Below are 16,155 nucleotides of genomic sequence, written 5' to 3' on the forward strand. Positions count from 1 at the left end.
CCGGCGCCGTCACCCTGCTCACCGACGCCCAACCCTGGCCCGGCGACGGACGGCCACGGCGGGCCGGCGTCTCCTCCTTCGGCGCCAGCGGCACCAACGCCCACGTGATCCTGGAGGAGGCACCGGAACCGGCGGTCGCGGAGGCGGCCCACCCCGGGGACGGGGCCGAGGACACCGGCTGCCCGGCCACCCCACCGGTGGCCTGGCTGTTGTCGGCCCGTACCGACCAGGCCCTGCGCGACCAGGCCCACCGCCTCGCCGAGCACCCCACCGTCTCCACCCACGAACCCGCCGACGTCGCCCACGCCCTGGCCACCACCCGCACCCGGTTCGAACACCGCGCCGTCGTCCTCGGCACCACCCGACACGAGCTGACCACCGCCCTCGCCGCCCTCGCCGCCGGGACCACCCACCCCGGCCTGGTCACCGGCGTCAGCACCGCCCAGCAGCACCTCGCCGCCGTGTTCACCGGGCAGGGCGCCCAGCGCCGCGGCATGGGTCGGACCCTCCATGCCACGTTCGCCGCCTTCAGGACTGCCCTCGACGAGGTCTGCGCTGCCTTCGACGGCCCGCTGCTCGACACCGTCCTCGACGACCCCGACGGCACCCTGCACCAGACCAGGTGGGCCCAGCCGGCCATCTTCGCCGTCGAGGTGGCCCTCTACCGGCTGCTGGAGTCCTTCGGCGTCACCGCCCACGCCATGGCCGGCCACTCCATCGGCGAACTCACCGCCGCCCACCTCGCCGGCATCTGGACCCTGGCCGACGCCGCCACCGTCGTCACCGCCCGCGCCGACCTCATGCAGCGCCTTCCCAGCGGCGGCGGGATGCTCGCCGTTCAGGCCAGCGAAGCCGAGGCGCTGGCCTGGATCGGCGACCACGGCCTCGCCGGGAACCTCGACGTCGCCGCCGCCAACAGCCCACACAACACGGTGCTCTCCGGCGACCAGGAACACCTCACCACCGCCCAGCGACACTTCACCGCCCTCGGCCGCAAGACCCGCCCGCTCCGCGTCAGCCACGCCTTCCACTCCCACCACATGGACGACGCCCTGGACGATTTCCGTGCCGTCGTCCGGGGTGTCACCGCCAACCCCGCCGCCGTGCCCATCATCTCCACGGTCACCGGTCGACTCCTGACCCCCGAGCAGGCCGCCGACCCCGACTACTGGGCCCAGCAGATCCGCCGCACCGTCCGCTTCCACGACGCTGTCACCCACCTGCACACCGACGGCGCCACCACCTTCCTGGAGATCGGGCCTGACGCCGCCCTCACCCCGCACGTGCGGGAGACCGCCACCCAGGCCACCGCCGTGCCCACCCTGCGACGCAACCACGACGACACCGTCGCGCTGCTGACCGCTGTCGCCCGGCTGCACACCCTCGGCTTCCCCACGATCTGGGCCCCGCTTCATCCGATCCCGCCCGCCACCATCCCCGACCTGCCCACCTACCCCTTCCAACACCAGCGCTACTGGCTCGACGGCGACGGCGCGCTCCCCGCGAGCCGGCACGCCCGACAGCAGCCGTCGCCGAGCGCGGAACAGCGACGGGACCTCGCGGAGCGGCTCGCCGCCGAGCCGCGTGAGCGGTGGGTGGACGTCCTCCTCGACACGGTGCGGACCGAGGTGAACCTCGTCCTCGGCTTCTCCGGTGAGCACCACCTCGACCCCGACCGTCCATTCAGTGATCTCGGCTTCGACTCGTTGACGGTGCTGGAGCTGACCGAGCGGCTCGGGGTGGTCACCGACGCACCGGTGCCGGCCCGGCTGGTGCTCGACCACCCGACGGCCCGGACGCTGGCCGGGGCACTGTCCGAACTGGTCGACCGGCCGGCCCCGGTCGACCAGCCGGGCGCGCTGCTGTCGCTGTTCCAGCGGGCCTGCGTCGAGCAGCGCCACCCGGAGGGGATGGCCCTGCTCGCCGCCGCCGCGCGGCTGCGCGAGGCGACCGGCGAACTCGCCACCGGGGAGCCCGTCGTGTTCAGCCACGGGCCACGCCCGCCCGCCCTGTTCGCCTTCCCCTCGATGGTCGCGCCCTCCAACGCCTACCAGTTCGCCCGCTTCGCCGGCCGGTTCCGCGACGCCGCCGACCTGTCGGTGCTGCGACACCCCGGTTTCGTCGCCGGGGAACGACTGCCCGAGAGCCTGGCGGAGGTGGCGGCGTACCAGTCCGCGACGATCCTCCGGCAGACCAGCGAGGCACCGTACGTGCTGATCGGCTACTCGTCGGGTGGCTGGATGGCGCACCTGGTCGGCGAACGTCTCGCCGCGACCGGCAATCCACCGGCGGGGGTGGTCCTGCTCGACTCGCACCTGCCCGGCAGCCGTGGCCTGGCCGAGATCCAGGGCAGCCTGCTGCGGGAGATCTACCGGGACGGTGCCGCCACCGCGGCGGCGAGCGACGCGGAACTCACCGCGATGGCGCGTTACCTGGAACTGTTCGAGGGGTGGGAGCCGGGCCACACGGGCGTGCCGACCCTGGTCGTCAGCGCCGTCACCACGTACGGCGACCCGCCGGAGACCGGCGCGACCCGGTCCCCTGTCGAGTGGCCCCGGCCGCACCGCGGCGTGGAACTGGCCGTCGACCATCTCAGCATGATCGAGGACCTCGCGCACGTGACCGCCGGTTGCGTGGACGACTGGCTGATCGAGGAGTACAAGCATGACTGACACAGCGCCCGTCACGAACCTGCTCAGCCGGGCCTTCCTCCAAAATCCGTACCCGGTCTACCGCGACATGCGCGAGGCGGGACCGGCGAAGAGAGTGGTGGTCAAGACCCTCACCCTCGAACTGCACGCCTGGGTGGTGACCCGGTACGAGGACGCCCGGCGGCTGCTGGCCGACCCGCGGCTGTCCAAGGACGGCGGCGAGATGCCCCGCATCATCGAGCGGAACAAGGTCGGCACGGACACGGTCGGCCTGAGCAACTTCAAGAGCATGCTGTTCAGCGACCCGCCGGACCATACCCGCCTCCGCCGCATCATCGGCCGGGCCTTCACGATGCGCCGGGTCCAGGCGATGCGCCCGTTGATCGAGAGCACAGTGGACGACCTTCTCGACGGCATCGTCGCGGGCGCGGAGACCGACGTGGTGGACACGATCGCGCTGGCCCTGCCCATCTACGTCATCGGGCAGCTCCTCGGTGTGCCGCAGGACCGCCACGAGGACTTCCGGGCCTGGAACGGGGTGCTGACCAGCGTCACGGCCACGATGGTGGAGAAACAACAGGCCTACGGCGCGGCCGGGGCGTACCTCACGGAGCTGATCGCCGCCAAGCGCGCCGACCCTGGTGACGACCTGATCGGCGCGCTCGTCCAGCCGCCCGACGCGGACTACGCGCTCGACGACGGCGAGCTGCTCTCGACCATCTTCCTGGTGATGAACGCCGGCTACGAGACGACCGCGAGCATGATCGGCACCGCCGTGCACGCCCTGCTGGTCGACCCGGCCACGCAGGCCCGGCTGCGGGCGGAACCCGAGCTGGTCGCCGGCTCGGTCGAAGAGTTCCTCCGGTACGAGAGCCCGCTCAACCTGGCGACGGCCCGGTTCACCCGGGAACCGGTCGAACTCGACGGTGTCGTGATCCCCACCGACGAGCTGGTCTTCGTGTCCCTGGCTGCGGCAAACCGCGACCCGGGACGCTTCGACTCGCCGGATCAGCTGGACCTCGCCCGATCGGCGAACGCTCACCTCTCCTTCGGCCACGGCATCCACCACTGCGTCGGCGCTCCGCTGGCCCGGCTGGAGGGCGAGGTGCTGTTGCGGCGGCTCCTCGACCGCTTCCCGCGGTGGGAGCTCGCCGCCTCCGCGGCGGAGCTGTCCTGGCGGGACAGTCTGCAGTTCCGGGCGCTCGACCGGCTTCCCGTGCGGTTCTTCGCCGCCGGTTCGTAGCCGGGCCGCAACAGGCGAGCCGGCCCGTCGTAGGGGGGACGACGGGCCGGCTCTGTATCGGGGGGCCACGACCACTGAGTGAGACTGCCCTCGGGCCCGGACCCATCTCCTCGGGCCGTGGCCCCGACCTGGAAACCGGTGGCAGCCGCCGGTTCGTACACGCGGCCGCGACCTGTGCCGGTCCGCCGGCGCCGGTCGCGGCCCCCTGGCCCGGCCCGTCGCGCGGCCCGAACGGGCGGCCGGGCCGCGAAGGCCCGTGCCGGTTACACCTCGCTGCCAACGGCTCGTCGTTCTCGGCCGCAAGGCTCGCGTTCCGCCTTCTTCGACGGATCGCGATCGCAACGATGAAGATCCCCGCCAGCGCGAAGGCGGCACCGCCGAGGCACGCGGCGGCGACGCCGTCGGCGAGGGCGATGTTCGCCTGCCGCGCCGCGTCCGCCCCGGGCACGGGGGTGGAGTTGTTGATGGCGGTGCCGAAGATGGTCACCAGGATGGCCGTGCCGACCGACCCGCCGATCATGCCGACCGCCTGCACGGCTCCCGACGCGGCGCCGGAGTCCTCCGGTGCGACGCTGGCCAGGATGGTGCCGGTCAGCGGCGGGTTCAGCAGGCCGACGCCGGCCCCGAACAGCATCATCGGGCCGAGGACGCCGCTGAGGTACGCGGTGTCCGCCGTCACCTGCGTCAGCCACACCATGCCCAGCAGGATCAGGGTCAGGCCGATGAGCATGGTCGGCTTCGCACCCAGCCGGTTGACCAGCCAGGGCGTGATCCGGGGCGGAACGGCAAGCATGAGCAGTGCCATCGGCAGAAACGCCACACCGGCCCGGAAGGGGCTCAGCCCCAGGACCTCCTGGACGTACTGGGTCAGCAGGAAGAACGACCCGAACATCGCCGCGCCGGAGCAGACGAACACCAGGAAGCCGCCGCTGCGGTTACGGTCCGCGAACAGCCGCAGTTTCAGGATCGGCTGGGTGTGCGCAGCCTCGATGGCGACGAAGGCCGCCAGGAGCAGCACGCCGACCACGAAGGCGCCGATGGTTACCGGCTCGGTCCAACCCGCCTCTGCGGCGTGGACGAACCCGTAGACCAGGGCCGCGGTGCCCAGCGTCGCGGTGAACGCGCCGCCGGCGTCGAACCGCCCGCTCTGCACCGGGGTGATCGGGAGGAACTTCGGCGCCAGCAGGCAGACCACCAGGCCGAACGGCACGTTGATCAGCAGCACCCAACGCCACGAGACGGCGTCGGTGAGGAGGCCGCCGAGGAGCAGGCCGCCCGCCGAACCCAGACCGGACGCCATGACGAAGATCCCGAGGGCACGGTTGCGCTCCTCTTCCTTCTGGAAGGTGCTGACGACGAGCGCCAGCGTGGCCGGCGCGGCCAGCGCCCCGCCGACACCCTGGGCGACGCGGGCGACCAGGAGCAGCCACGCGTTCGGGGCCAGGCCACCGAGCAGCGAGGCGATGGTGAACAGTCCGATACCGATGATCAGCGCCCGGCGGTAGCCGAGGATGTCCCCCATTCGGCCACCCAGCAGCAGCAGGCCACCGTAGGCCAGGGTGTAGGCGTTGAGCACCCAGGACAGCCCGGTGGGGCTGAAGTTGAGTTCCTCTTGGATCTGTGGCAACGCCATGTTCATGACGGTAATGTCGATACCGATCATCAACTGAACGGCCAAGATCAATGTCAGGATCACTCCACGGTGCCCTGTAGAGGACGACACCGAGTCCTCTGCGGCACTCGACTGGTGCGTGGAACTGGGCACAGGCTTGTTCCCTTCGGCGAGACGCCGCTCACAAGAGTTGGCTGCGTACGATAGCGATACTGATCCACCGGCTACTAACGGTAAGATACGGCGACAGGTCCCCGTTTTGCAACTGAAGGTTGAGATGCCAGCTTCGTGGCAGGACCCACCCACCGTGACAGAACGACCGACCAGGTCGGACGCGCGACGGAACTACGACCGTCTGGTGGCCGCAGCGAACCTCGTCTTCGCCGAGCACGGCACCGACGCCTCGCTCGACGAGATCGCCAAGCGGGCCGGCGTAGGCTCCGGAACGCTGTATCGACACTTCCCGACGAAGGACCGGCTGATGACAGCCGTCTTCTGGGAACGCGTCCGCGCCCTCTGCGAGCGTGGAAACGAGTTGGCCGGGACGATGTCGCCCCTGGAGGCGCTGGTCACCTGGCTACGCCTGCTGATCGACCTCACGATGCGGCGCGGCCTGGCCACCGCCCTGATGACCCAGGGCTCCGACCGCACCTCGGAGCTGTTCCACGCCTGCCACGAGGCGCTGAACGCCACCGCCGGGCCGCTGCTGGCCAATGCTCAGCAGGACGGCGCCATCCGCCCCGACCTGCGGCTGGCCGACCTCATCCAGCTCTGCCACGCGATCGCCTCGGCGGTGGAACGGTCGCCCACCGCCAAGGCCGACGCCGACCGGATGCTCGACCTGCTCATCGGCGGGCTCCGCGCCCACGCGGGCACCGTCAGCTGACGTCGCCGCGCCGGGCGAGCCCCCTGCCCGGCGCCGCCCTGGGGCCACACGCGACGTGTCCCGGCCGCAGACCGAGGCCGGGACCCGTCCTTGCACGATCACCAGGTGACCGGTAGCTCCTCAAAGGTGCGGGCGAGGCTGCCGCCCTTCCACTCCAGCTCCTCCAGCGGAACGGCGGGCTGCAACTTCGGGAAGCGCCGCACCAGCGACTCGAACGCGATCTGCATCTGCGCCCGGGCCAGGCCCGCGCCGGGGCAGTAGTGCAGACCGTAGCCGAACGTGACGTGCGGGTTCGGCGACCGGCTGATGTCGAGCCGCTCCGGGTCCTTGAAGACAGTGTCGTCGTAGTTGGCCGACACCCGTGAGGGCAGGACCGGCTCGCCGGCCCGCACCAGGGTGCCGCTGACCTCCACGTCCTCGGTGGCGTACCGGGAGAAGATGGCCGCCTCGTCGTTGAGGGCGTACCGCAGCAGCTCGTCGGCCGCGGTCTTCGCCAGCGTCGGATCGGCGACGAGCTTGGCCCACTCCTCCGGGTGCGAGAACAGCACGTAGGTCCCGTAGGAGATCTGGTTCGCCGTGCTGCCGTGACCGGTGGCCAGGAGGAACATGCCGAGACCGACGATCTCCTCCTCGGTGATGCCATCGTTGGACTGGTACGCGGCGGCCAGGTCGCTGATCATGTCGTCCCGCGGCTCGCGGATGCGGTCCGCCACCATGTCGGCGACGTACCGGTGCTGCTTGTCGAGGTAGTCGCGGATCTGCTCGACCGGCATCGAAGTCGTGGCGATCATCGCCTTGGACCACTCGGTGAACAGCGGCCGGTCCTCGACCGGCACCCCGAGCATCATGGCGATCACCGTGGCCGGCAGCGGCGTGCCGAAGGCCGTCACGAGGTTGACCGGCGGGCCGGCCTCCTCCATCTCGTCGAGCAGTTCGTCGACGATCTGCTGGATCTGTGGACGCCACTGGGCCACCCGGCGCTCGGTGAAACCACGCGTGACGATCTTACGCAGCTTGCCGTGCTCCGGCGGATCCATCCGCATGATGTTGATGTCGGGCATCTCCGGGAACACCCGGGGCTCGTCGCTGGCGTGGGCCAACGCCCGACTGAAGCGCGAGTCCCCCATCACGAACTTGAAGTCGGAGTGCTTGAGGGTGAGCCAGGACTCCTCGCCGTAGGGCATCTGCGCCCGCAACACCGGCTTGCTCTCCCGAAGCTGGGAGTAGAGCGGGTTCAGTCGCGGCGGCCCGTCCTCTTCCAACGGATAATCGATGGGTTCGTTGATCACAAACTGCTCCCTCGGTCGGGTTCGTGCCTTTGACGACTTAGGCCTTGCGGAAGACGTCCTTCACGAGAATCTTGCCGTCCTTGATCGTGAACAGGTCGATCCCGCGCTCGACGATCTTCCCGTCGGCCGCGCGCAGCGACCATTCGACGACCGCCTGGTCGCCGTTGACCAGGAAGACGGGCTCCTCGAAGACGCCCGCCATGCCCTGGGCGGCCACCTCGGCACCGAGCTTGTCCATCTGCACCAGCAGGTCCCGGATCTCGGCCTTGTTGTAGGTCGTTCCGGGCTCCGAGCCCTCGGACGCCAGCCAGACCGCGTCCTCGGCAAAGCAATCCCAGGCACCGTCGACGTCCCTCTTGGCGCCCAATTCGAAGAATTGGTGTACCACACTCTTCGCCATACGATAGCCACCTCCGACTGGAGCCCTCAGGTCTGCGGGGACGATGGTCCACTCTCGTGTGTGCACGCTATGCGATACCGGACCACCAGCAACCCCTAGATAACCCTCGGCCGGCGCCGCGCCCGCCGACGGCGGCCGGGCGGGGAGAGGTCCAGCAGTCACGTTGGGGACTCTTAGGGGTTGCCGCAAAATGACACCGCGTTAGCGTCGACGTGCGGAATTCCCGAAGAGACCGCATCTTTCGACGGCAGCGGGAAAATGACCGGATCGAGTCAGGAGATGGAATCCAATGACGACGTCAGGGAATGTGGACACCAAGCAGGCACCCACCACCGAACCGGCCTGGATCTTCAGCTACACCGCCACCGGGCCGTCGCTGGACTGGGCATGGGCCGACGAGCGGCTCAGTAAGGCGCGCAACTTCTGGCTCGCCACGCCCGGCCCGGACGGGATGCCAGTCTGCCGTCCGATGTGGGGGTTCTGGCAGGACAACGCCCTCTGGTTTTCCACGGTCAACCGGATGACCGACCACCTCCAGAACGACGGCCGGGTGGTGCTGCACACCGAGAGCGGCGACGAGGTCGTGATCATTGAGGGTAAGGCCGAGCGGCTGTTCGGCAAGGACCTGCTCCAGGTCATCTCCACCGGCTACCGGGAGAAGTACGGCCACGAGACGGTCGCCACCGACGAGGGCGTCTTCACCCCGCAGGGCTACGGCGGCCCGGGCTACCGGCTCGTGCCGGTCAAGGCGCTCGGGTGGGTGGCTCCGGAGTTCGGCACGGCCACCAGGTGGACCTTCCCGGCCTGAGTCCGGTGGCCGGCGGACGGGTCAGCACCGCGATCCCGTCCGCCGGCGTCACGGCCGCGCCGGGCGCGAAACGGCCCCCGTCCGGCTGGACACCGGCCCGAAGCCCGGCCCGCACACCGTCGACCCGAGATCCCGCCCGTCCCGTCATCGACCCGGCAGAAGCCGGCCCGTTACCGAAACAGCAGAAGCCCCGCCCGGCAGAATGCCGGCGGGGCTGAGCCTTCTCGGCACCGGACGGGCCCCGGCCCGGTCAGTGGCCTCCGGCGCGGATCCGCGCCAGGGTGACCCCGTCCGCGACCGGCAGCACGGACAGGTCGACGCGGGTGTCCGTGAGCAGGAACGCGTTCAGCTCCCGGATCGCGCAGGTGTCCGGATCCCTGGCGTCGGCGTCGAGGACCCGGCCGAAGAAGAGCGTGTTGTCGATGACGATCAGCCCTCCGGGTCGCACGAGGTCGAGGCAACCCTCGTAGTAGGCACGGTAGTTGGTTTTGTCCGCGTCGATGAAGGCGAGATCGAAAGAGCTGGGCCCGTTCTCAGCGCGCAGGGCCGCCAGCGTTGCGCTCGCCGGGCCGACGCGCACGTCGATCTGGTCCGCCACCGCGGCCCGGCGCCAGTAGCCGGCACCGATCGCGGGCCACCGGTCGGTGATGTCACAGGTCACCAGCCGACCGTCGGACGGCAGGGCCCGCGCCATGCACAGGGTGCTGTAGCCGGTGAAGGTGCCCAGTTCGAGCACGGTGCGGGCGCCGGTCAGCCCGACCAGCAGCGCGAGCAGTTGTCCCTCCTCGGCGGACACCTGCATCGCGGCTCCAGCCGGCAGGGCTGCCGTCTCCTCGCGCAGCTCGTACAGGATCGGATCATCCCGCAGGGAGACCTCACGGAGATAACCCAACAGTTCCGGTGACAAGTCGGTCTGGTTGGCCATGCGGCCAAGATATCGCCCGACGCAATTGGCGATGTGATCGCTCGGCATAGATAGCGGAGTAATAGGGGATGGGGGTTTCTAGGGGTCGTCGCCTCCCCGTCGAAGGATAATCTCGCTGCTATCGAGGCGATCGGCAGGAATCGCGTGATCGCCGCCCAGCTATGCGCCGCTCGACGCGGCAAATTGCGCGGAGGTTCGATGACCGACAATGGCACTCATCGTCTTGTCGTACTGGGTGCGGGCGTGATGGGCACCGGCATCACGGCGACCGCGCTGGGCCACGGGGTACCGGTCGTGCTGATCGACGTGGAAGACGTGACGCTCCAGCGGGCGCGCGACTCGGTCGAGCGGCAGCTTCGGCACGCCCGCCTGCTGGGCGCGACACCCGCCGACCGGCCTGCCGGCGCGCTGCTGACCAGCACCGACATCGGTGACGTCGGGACCGCCACGGCGGTCGTCGAAGCGGTGACCGAGTCGCCGGAGATCAAGCAGGCGGTGCTCACCGAGGTATCCCGGGCGATCTGGCCCGGCACCCCCATCATCTCCAACACCTCCGGCATCCCGATCAACGAGATGGCGAGCTGGGTGAGCCGGCCGGAGGAGGTGGTGGGGGCCCACTTCATGAACCCCACCTATCTCATCAGGACCGTCGAGGTGGTGCGGGGAACGGACACCGGCGAGGCGACGATGACCGCGGTGGCCGCGCTGCTGGCCGCGATGGGCCGCGAAATGATCGTGGTGAACGACTCCCCCGGCTTCGTTACCAGCCGGCTGTTGCACCCGATGATCAACGCGGCGGCCAGGCTGGTCGGGGCCGGTGTCGCCGACGCCGAGTCCGTGGACGCGCTGATGCAAAACTGCCTCGGCCACCCCACCGGCCCTTTGCGCACTGCCGACCTGATCGGAATCGACAATCTCGTGGACTCCCTCACCGTGTTGCACAAGCGCACCGGAGACGAGAGTTGCCGCCCGAGCGAGGTGCTGCTGAGCAAGGTGCGGGCGGGAGAACTCGGCCGCAAGTCCGGGCGCGGTTTCTACGATTACGGAAAGGCGTTGTCATGACCATCGAACAGGAGACGGGGGAAGCGGTGGCGACGCCGGCCGGCATCGAGGAGCAGCTCGTCTCCTATCTGGAGGAGCGGACGAAGGCACGGGTCACCCCAGACCAGGACCTGTTCCGCTCCGGCGTGGTGTCGTCGATGTTCGCGATGGAGCTGATCGTCTACCTGGAGAAGGAGTACCAGGTGAGCATCGCCGGCGGCGACCTCAAGCTGGACAACTTCCGCTCCGTGGCCGCCATGACCAGCCTCCTGCTGAGGCTGCGCGGGTCGTCCGATGCGGTCGGCGATGCCTGACCTGACCGCCGAGGACCGGGCGTTCGTCGACTCGCTCGTCGGCGACCAACCCGCCGGGTGGGACGTCGCTGGTGAGCTACCGGACGACGTGCTCCGCAAGCTGGGAACGCGCGGCCTGCTCTGCGCGCAGGTGCCGACCGCGCACGGCGGCATCGGGGCGAGCAGCCGCTCCAATGGCGAGTTCACCGCCCACGTGGGCAGCCTGTGCAGCTCCCTGCGCAGCGTCATGACGTCGCAGGGCATGGCGGCGTGGACGGTGCAGAAGCTCGGCGACAGCGCCCAGCGGGCCGCCCACCTGAGGCGGCTGACCGGCGGGCAGCTCGCCGCCGTCTGCTTCAGCGAGCCCGCCGCGGGCAGTGACCTGGCCGCGATGGGGACCACCATCCGGCGCGTCGGCGACAGCGTCGTCGTCGACGGGCACAAGAAGTGGGCCACCGCGGCGGCATACGCGGACCTGCTGGTGGTTTTCGGTCGGTACGAGGACGGCGCGGCAGCCGTGGTGGTGCCGACCTCGGCCCCCGGGGTACGCGTCGAGCGGGTGATCGACCCGTTGGGCTGTCGCGCCGCCGGGCACGCGCACGTACGGCTGGACGACGTCCGCCTCCCGGCGGACAGCCTGCTCGGCGGGGTCGCCCAGGGCCTGCCGCTGCTGGTCACCACCGCGCTGGCATACGGCAGGTTCTCGGTCGCCTGGGGTTGCGTCGGCATCCTGCGGGCCTGCCGCACGGCGGCGGCGGAGCACGCGTCCACCCGCCAGCAGTTCGGCCGTCCCATCGCGGAGCATCAACTCGTCGCCCGGCACCTCGCCGAGCTGTACATCGCCGAGCAGACCGCCTCCCGGGTGTGTGAGCACGCCAGCGACTGTTGGGACGCCGGCTCGCCCGAGGTGGTGGTGGCCACGGTGCTGGCCAAGCACGTCGCCGCGGGCAACGCCGCCCGGGGTGCCGGCTCGGCCGTGCAGGTGCTGGCCTCCGCCGCGGCCACGGACGGGCACGTGGTCGCCCGCGCGTACCGGGACGCCAAGTTGATGGAGATCATCGAAGGCAGCAGCGAGATCTGCCAGCTGATCCTCGCCGAACACGCCACGTCGGTGCGGTGACCGGCGACGCGCCGGCCTGCGGCGCACCATCCGTCCGATCAGGAGAGAACGAGGAAGCCGTGGCCGAGTCACCCACCCTGATCAAGTGCCTGGTCTGGGACCTGGACAACACCCTGTGGAAGGGCACCCTGCTCGAGGACGACCAGGTTAGCGTCGCCGACGACGTCCGGCGGGTCGTGCAGACCCTCGACGCGCGCGGCATCCTCCAGTCGGTCGCCAGCAAGAACGATCACGATCTGGCCTGGCGCAAGCTGGAAGAGCTGGGCCTGGCCGAGTACTTCGTGCTGCCCCGCATCAACTGGGGACGCAAGTCGGACTCGGTGCTGCACGTCGCCGACCGGCTGCGGTTCGCGCAGGGCACCATCGCGTTCGTCGACGACCAGCCGGCGGAGCGGGCCGAGGTGCAGTTCCGCGCGCCGGCGGTCCGGTGCTACCGGGCGGAGGACGTCGCCGCCCTGCTGGACCGGCCCGAGTTCAACCCCCCGACGGTGACCGTCGACGCGGCTCGCCGGCGGCTGATGTACCAGGCGAGCTTTCGCCGGGAGGAGGCCCAGGCGACGTTCACCGGGCCGGACGAGGAGTTCCTGCACTCGTTGCGCCTGCGGATGACGATCGAGCGGGCCACCGAAACGGAGCTCGACCGGGTCGAGGAGCTTACGCTGCGGACCAGCCAAATGAACGCGACCGGGGTGCACTACTCCGACGCGACGCTGCGCGGGCTGCTGGACGACCCGGGGCACGAGGTCCTGGTGACCACGATGGCCGACCGGTTCGGCCCGCACGGCGCCGTCGGCGTCCTGCTGCTGGCGGCCTCCGAGCGGGTGTGGCATCTCAAGCTCCTGGCGACCTCCTGCCGGGTGGTGTCGTTCGGCGCCGGCTCGCTGATCCTCAACTGGTTGACCGACCAGGCGTCGCGCGCCAGGGTCCACCTAGTCGCGGACTTCCGGCGTACCGACCGCAACCGGATGATGGACGTCGCCTACCGGCTGGCCGGTTACGGCGACGATCCGTGCGACTGTCTGGCCAAGGTCCCCCCGGCCGACGCGCCGGAGATCCAGCGCCTACACCTCGTGCCCGCACGGCGCGACCTTTCGACCGTGATCACCTTGACCGCCCCGAACCTGGCTCGGGAGCGCCGCCGCCCGCTGACGCCGCCGGCCGCCCGCCCGCGCTGACGCCGCCGGCCCGCCATCCGCGCTGCGCCCGCCACCTCGCCCCCGCCCTCTATGGCGGGGGCGAGGTCGTGTGGGGACCCGGGCGGCGCCGCCCGGCGCCCGGGCCCACCGGGTACGCCGACGCGCTCTGGCCGGCCGACCGGTCGACCGGTTCGCAAAACGCCCAAAAAGGCCCTCCGCCCTTTCATTTCCGAATCGTGGTTTATCGAGGGCGCAAACGCATCCCCGCCGTCGCGGCGGCAACCACCCGCCCCCCTTACGCCGAGTAACCAGCACGAACACGGCCCGGAATAACTACAGCTTGGCTGGCCTTGGTGTCGATGCTAAGGTTCATCCGAGACCGGCGACACGTCTCCGTTTAGCGATATGGGAGGTAGCTTCCGATGGCAGCCACAGAAGCACCGATATCGACGGGACACAGGCGCACTGTCCGCGGCCGAACACCGGGCCCGAACGAATCCGCAGGCCACACCCTTCCGCCGACATCGGTCGACAGGGTCCGGTGAGCCAACAACCCTCGGACATCCATTCCGAAAAGCGCTGGCCACCATCCGTGCCAACGGCGGCCGAAACCGACCTCGTCGGCACTGCCCTTTCCCAGACCGATGCCGCCGGGGGCGGCGAGCAGGTAGCCTCGTCCGCTGCGGTGACGGCGGTCGTCGACCGGCCACCCGCACGACCTTTCCCACCGGTCCCCGGACGCGGCGGATCGAACCCGGGGCCGAGCAGGACCGGTTTGGCGACGATCCCGCTGCCCAACGTCTTGCACCACGGAGGAACGCCGCCGCGTGACGCGCGCACGGTCGCCGTTCACCCGGCGGCACCGTCCGGCGGCCGGCCCGACACCCCTGCCACCGCCCGGCCAACGGCGCTCCGGGAACCGGAACACCTCGTCTACGCAGTGGATCCCGCGCCTGTCACCGGGCGCATCAATACGTCTTGGCGGCTCAAATCATGCACTACACCGTGCGCCCAGAACAGGCGGTAGCTCCGATCCCCACACGGGAGACCGCCGAACAACCACCCTCCGCGGCAACACATCAGAAACCAGCCAGAAATTCGGTGGCGGGCGCGCGGTTGTACCCATACGCTCGATCAAAGAACAGTTCTGCCGAGCACTCCGACGACAGGCCGCGATCCGTCTGCAGGAATCCGTCGGAAGAACTGGTACTACGCCTGCTGGCAGCCTTTCCTGGGCCCTTCGACCTGGAAGCAGCGATAGTTATCTGCTCCGGGGCACAGCTCGGTCACGAGAGTGTGCTCGATTCGATCAGACATCTCTACGACCATGGCCTCATCGAGTCCGTGCACGACGGCTCCGAACGACGACGGTTCCGGCTCGCCGCGCGGCAGCGGGTGCTCAGGGCCGAGTTGGAGGCGTCCGGCGAGCTGCCCCGGCTGCGGGAGCGGATCGTCGACTGGATGTGGGAACACGCCGTCGTCCTGGACAAGGTGTTCGAGCTGCCCCGATTCGAGCTCCAGTGGTTCCTCGACCGGATGGACTGTCTGTCGATGGCGGTCCAGTTCACCCGGGAGAGCTCCAGGACGGACGACCGGCACGACCTTCTCGCCCTGGCGCTCGTGCACTGCCACCTGCACCTCGGGCAGACCGAGGAGGGAAACGCCCTGATCGAGAGGACACTGAGCCGCAACCCCGGGTCCCGCCACTGGGCCGACCTGAGCCTGCTCAGCGCCTGGACGAAGCAGGCCGACGACAACACCGACCTGCTGTCCCTCGCCCAGACCGCCCTGCCGCGGGCCCGCAGCGCCGGCAGCCAGGGGCAGATCATCCGCACCCTGACGACGCTGGCCCTGGCGTACAGCGGCGTGGGCGCGCACCGGCTCGGCTCGATCTACCTGCGCAGGGCGACCATGCTCGCCCGTCAGGTGGACGACTTCACCTCCGCGCTGTGCGCGCACGCTCACGCCTGGGTGCTGCTCGGGGCGCGGCAGCCGCTGGAGGCGTCCGCCACCCTGGCCACCACGCTGCCCGAGTTCGAGCACCAGCCACTCCGTCGCAGCTCGGCGACTTCCTGTTCGTGGCGGGCACGGTGGACCTGTGGATGCAGGACGCCCGCTCGGCGGAGGCACGGCTACGCCGGTCCGTCCAGGTCCACCTGACCCGGGCCCGGGGTCAACGGGCGATTGCGGACGCGCGGCTCGTCTACCCGGTGGAGGCGCTGGCCCTGGCGGCGCTGCGGCAGGGGCGCGCGTACCGCTGCCTCGCCCTGCTCACGATGGCCGACGCCCTCTCCGCCGACCGGCCGAGGCGGGTGCCGGCGTGGTGGATGCACGTCCTGGCCGACGCCCGCTCCTCGGCGCACGCCCTGCTCGGTCAGGACGAGGCGGAACGGATCTCCGCGGCGGTGCAGGGTTTCACCTTTCCCCGCGTCGTCTCCTACATCATCGAGGGAGTCGACGAGCTGGCCCGGACCGAGAGCTGCGGGCTCACCCAGCGTCAGCTCGAAATCGCGGTGCTCGTCACCAAGGGCTTCTCCACCTCTGAGATCTCCGGTTTCCTCGGCATCACGAAGTCCACGATCTCCTCCCACATAAGACAGATGTACTACAAACTCGGCATCCGCTCGCGTACGGAGCTGGCCGCCTGGGTGGCCAGCTGCCAGCCTGGTCTCTACACGAACCCGCCCGGCTCCGCCTACGAGACCTACGGGCGGACGCATCCGGGCCGCAGCGCCGCATAGCCGGCATGGG

Annotated in this window: 13 protein-coding genes and 1 pseudogene; 10 read left to right on the plus strand and 4 right to left on the minus strand. The window is 70.1% G+C overall.

Features of this window, described 5'->3' with window-relative positions; translation table 11 throughout:
- Both MCAG_RS33320 and MCAG_RS03000 read left to right on the plus strand, forming a co-directional pair.
- Positions 1-2,672 (plus strand): acyltransferase domain-containing protein (locus tag MCAG_RS33320; RefSeq protein ID WP_036372081.1); only part of this gene is annotated, 2,672 nt, incomplete at its 5' end.
- Positions 2,665-3,894, plus strand: coding sequence for a cytochrome P450 (locus MCAG_RS03000; protein ID WP_036372084.1), 1,230 nt, complete (start codon positions 2,665-2,667; stop codon positions 3,892-3,894). The genes MCAG_RS33320 and MCAG_RS03000, both read left to right, overlap by 8 nt.
- Positions 3,895-4,426: 532 nt before the next feature.
- Here the strand turns inward: MCAG_RS03000 and MCAG_RS36085 are convergent.
- Positions 4,427-5,557, minus strand: a pseudogene (locus tag MCAG_RS36085) (MFS transporter); the annotation flags it as partial.
- Positions 5,558-5,864: 307 nt separating this feature from the next.
- Between MCAG_RS36085 and MCAG_RS03015 the strand changes: the two are divergent.
- Positions 5,865-6,392, plus strand: a complete 528-nt coding sequence (locus MCAG_RS03015; protein WP_232290054.1) for a TetR/AcrR family transcriptional regulator — start codon at positions 5,865-5,867, stop codon at positions 6,390-6,392.
- A 98-nt stretch (positions 6,393-6,490) separates the two neighbouring features.
- On the opposite strand, the gene MCAG_RS03020 is transcribed toward MCAG_RS03015, so the two are convergent.
- Together MCAG_RS03020 and MCAG_RS29470 are read right to left on the minus strand one after the other, a co-directional pair.
- Positions 6,491-7,681, minus strand: a complete 1,191-nt coding sequence (locus MCAG_RS03020; protein WP_007071506.1) for a cytochrome P450 — start codon at positions 7,679-7,681, stop codon at positions 6,491-6,493.
- Positions 7,682-7,718: 37 nt separating this feature from the next.
- Positions 7,719-8,081: a nuclear transport factor 2 family protein gene (locus MCAG_RS29470; RefSeq protein WP_050777839.1), complete on the minus strand. Its 363-nt coding sequence runs from the start codon at positions 8,079-8,081 to the stop codon at positions 7,719-7,721.
- 289 nt (positions 8,082-8,370) lie between these two features.
- On the opposite strand from MCAG_RS29470, the gene MCAG_RS03030 reads away from it, so the two are divergent.
- Entirely contained in the window at positions 8,371-8,889 is a 519-nt protein-coding gene (locus tag MCAG_RS03030) for a pyridoxamine 5'-phosphate oxidase family protein (RefSeq protein WP_007071508.1), read from the plus strand.
- Positions 8,890-9,139: 250 nt separating this feature from the next.
- Here the strand turns inward: MCAG_RS03030 and MCAG_RS03035 are convergent, their stop codons facing one another.
- On the minus strand, positions 9,140-9,814 hold the full coding sequence (locus MCAG_RS03035) for a class I SAM-dependent methyltransferase (RefSeq protein ID WP_007071509.1): 675 nt from the start codon (positions 9,812-9,814) through the stop codon (positions 9,140-9,142).
- A gap of 144 nt (positions 9,815-9,958) precedes the next feature.
- Here MCAG_RS03035 and MCAG_RS03040 point away from each other — a divergent pair, with 144 nt between their 5' ends.
- From MCAG_RS03040 to MCAG_RS03065, 6 genes are all read left to right on the plus strand, one after another.
- Complete coding sequence (locus tag MCAG_RS03040) at positions 9,959-10,876, plus strand: 3-hydroxyacyl-CoA dehydrogenase family protein (protein WP_232290055.1); 918 nt, start codon at positions 9,959-9,961, stop codon at positions 10,874-10,876.
- Positions 10,873-11,169 carry an acyl carrier protein gene (locus MCAG_RS03045; protein WP_007071511.1) on the plus strand — a complete coding sequence of 99 codons (297 nt, stop codon included), beginning with the start codon at positions 10,873-10,875 and terminating at the stop codon, positions 11,167-11,169. Before MCAG_RS03040 ends, MCAG_RS03045 begins: the two co-directional genes overlap by 4 nt.
- Positions 11,162-12,268, plus strand: a complete 1,107-nt coding sequence (locus MCAG_RS03050; protein ID WP_007071512.1) for an acyl-CoA dehydrogenase family protein — start codon at positions 11,162-11,164, stop codon at positions 12,266-12,268. The genes MCAG_RS03045 and MCAG_RS03050 overlap by 8 nt, the downstream gene beginning before the upstream one ends.
- A 59-nt stretch (positions 12,269-12,327) precedes the next feature.
- A complete protein-coding gene (locus MCAG_RS03055; RefSeq protein ID WP_007071513.1) occupies positions 12,328-13,443 on the plus strand; it encodes an HAD family hydrolase in 1,116 nt (371 codons plus the stop codon).
- A gap of 1,257 nt (positions 13,444-14,700) precedes the next feature.
- Positions 14,701-15,564, plus strand: coding sequence for a hypothetical protein (locus MCAG_RS03060; protein WP_036372093.1), 864 nt, complete (start codon positions 14,701-14,703; stop codon positions 15,562-15,564).
- Positions 15,507-16,145, plus strand: coding sequence for a LuxR C-terminal-related transcriptional regulator (locus tag MCAG_RS03065; RefSeq protein WP_036372096.1), 639 nt, complete (start codon positions 15,507-15,509; stop codon positions 16,143-16,145). Before MCAG_RS03060 ends, MCAG_RS03065 begins: the two co-directional genes overlap by 58 nt.
- Positions 16,146-16,155: the final 10 nt, after the last annotated feature.

This window comes from Micromonospora sp. ATCC 39149 (assembly GCF_000158815.1).
Taxonomy (GTDB): Bacteria; Actinomycetota; Actinomycetes; order Mycobacteriales; family Micromonosporaceae; genus Micromonospora.

Excerpts from the sequence above, each read along its gene's own strand:
- MCAG_RS03000 (WP_036372084.1), top strand. The coding sequence starts at position 2,665 with ATGACTGACACAGCGCCCGTCACGAACCTGCTCAGCCGGGCCTTCCTC.
- MCAG_RS29470 (WP_050777839.1), bottom strand. The coding sequence starts at position 8,081 with ATGGCGAAGAGTGTGGTACACCAATTCTTCGAATTGGGCGCCAAGAGG.
- MCAG_RS03030 (WP_007071508.1), top strand. The coding sequence starts at position 8,371 with ATGACGACGTCAGGGAATGTGGACACCAAGCAGGCACCCACCACCGAA.
- MCAG_RS03035 (WP_007071509.1), bottom strand. The coding sequence starts at position 9,814 with ATGGCCAACCAGACCGACTTGTCACCGGAACTGTTGGGTTATCTCCGT.
- MCAG_RS03045 (WP_007071511.1), top strand. The coding sequence starts at position 10,873 with ATGACCATCGAACAGGAGACGGGGGAAGCGGTGGCGACGCCGGCCGGC.
- MCAG_RS03050 (WP_007071512.1), top strand. The coding sequence starts at position 11,162 with ATGCCTGACCTGACCGCCGAGGACCGGGCGTTCGTCGACTCGCTCGTC.
- MCAG_RS03065 (WP_036372096.1), top strand. The coding sequence starts at position 15,507 with ATGCAGGACGCCCGCTCGGCGGAGGCACGGCTACGCCGGTCCGTCCAG.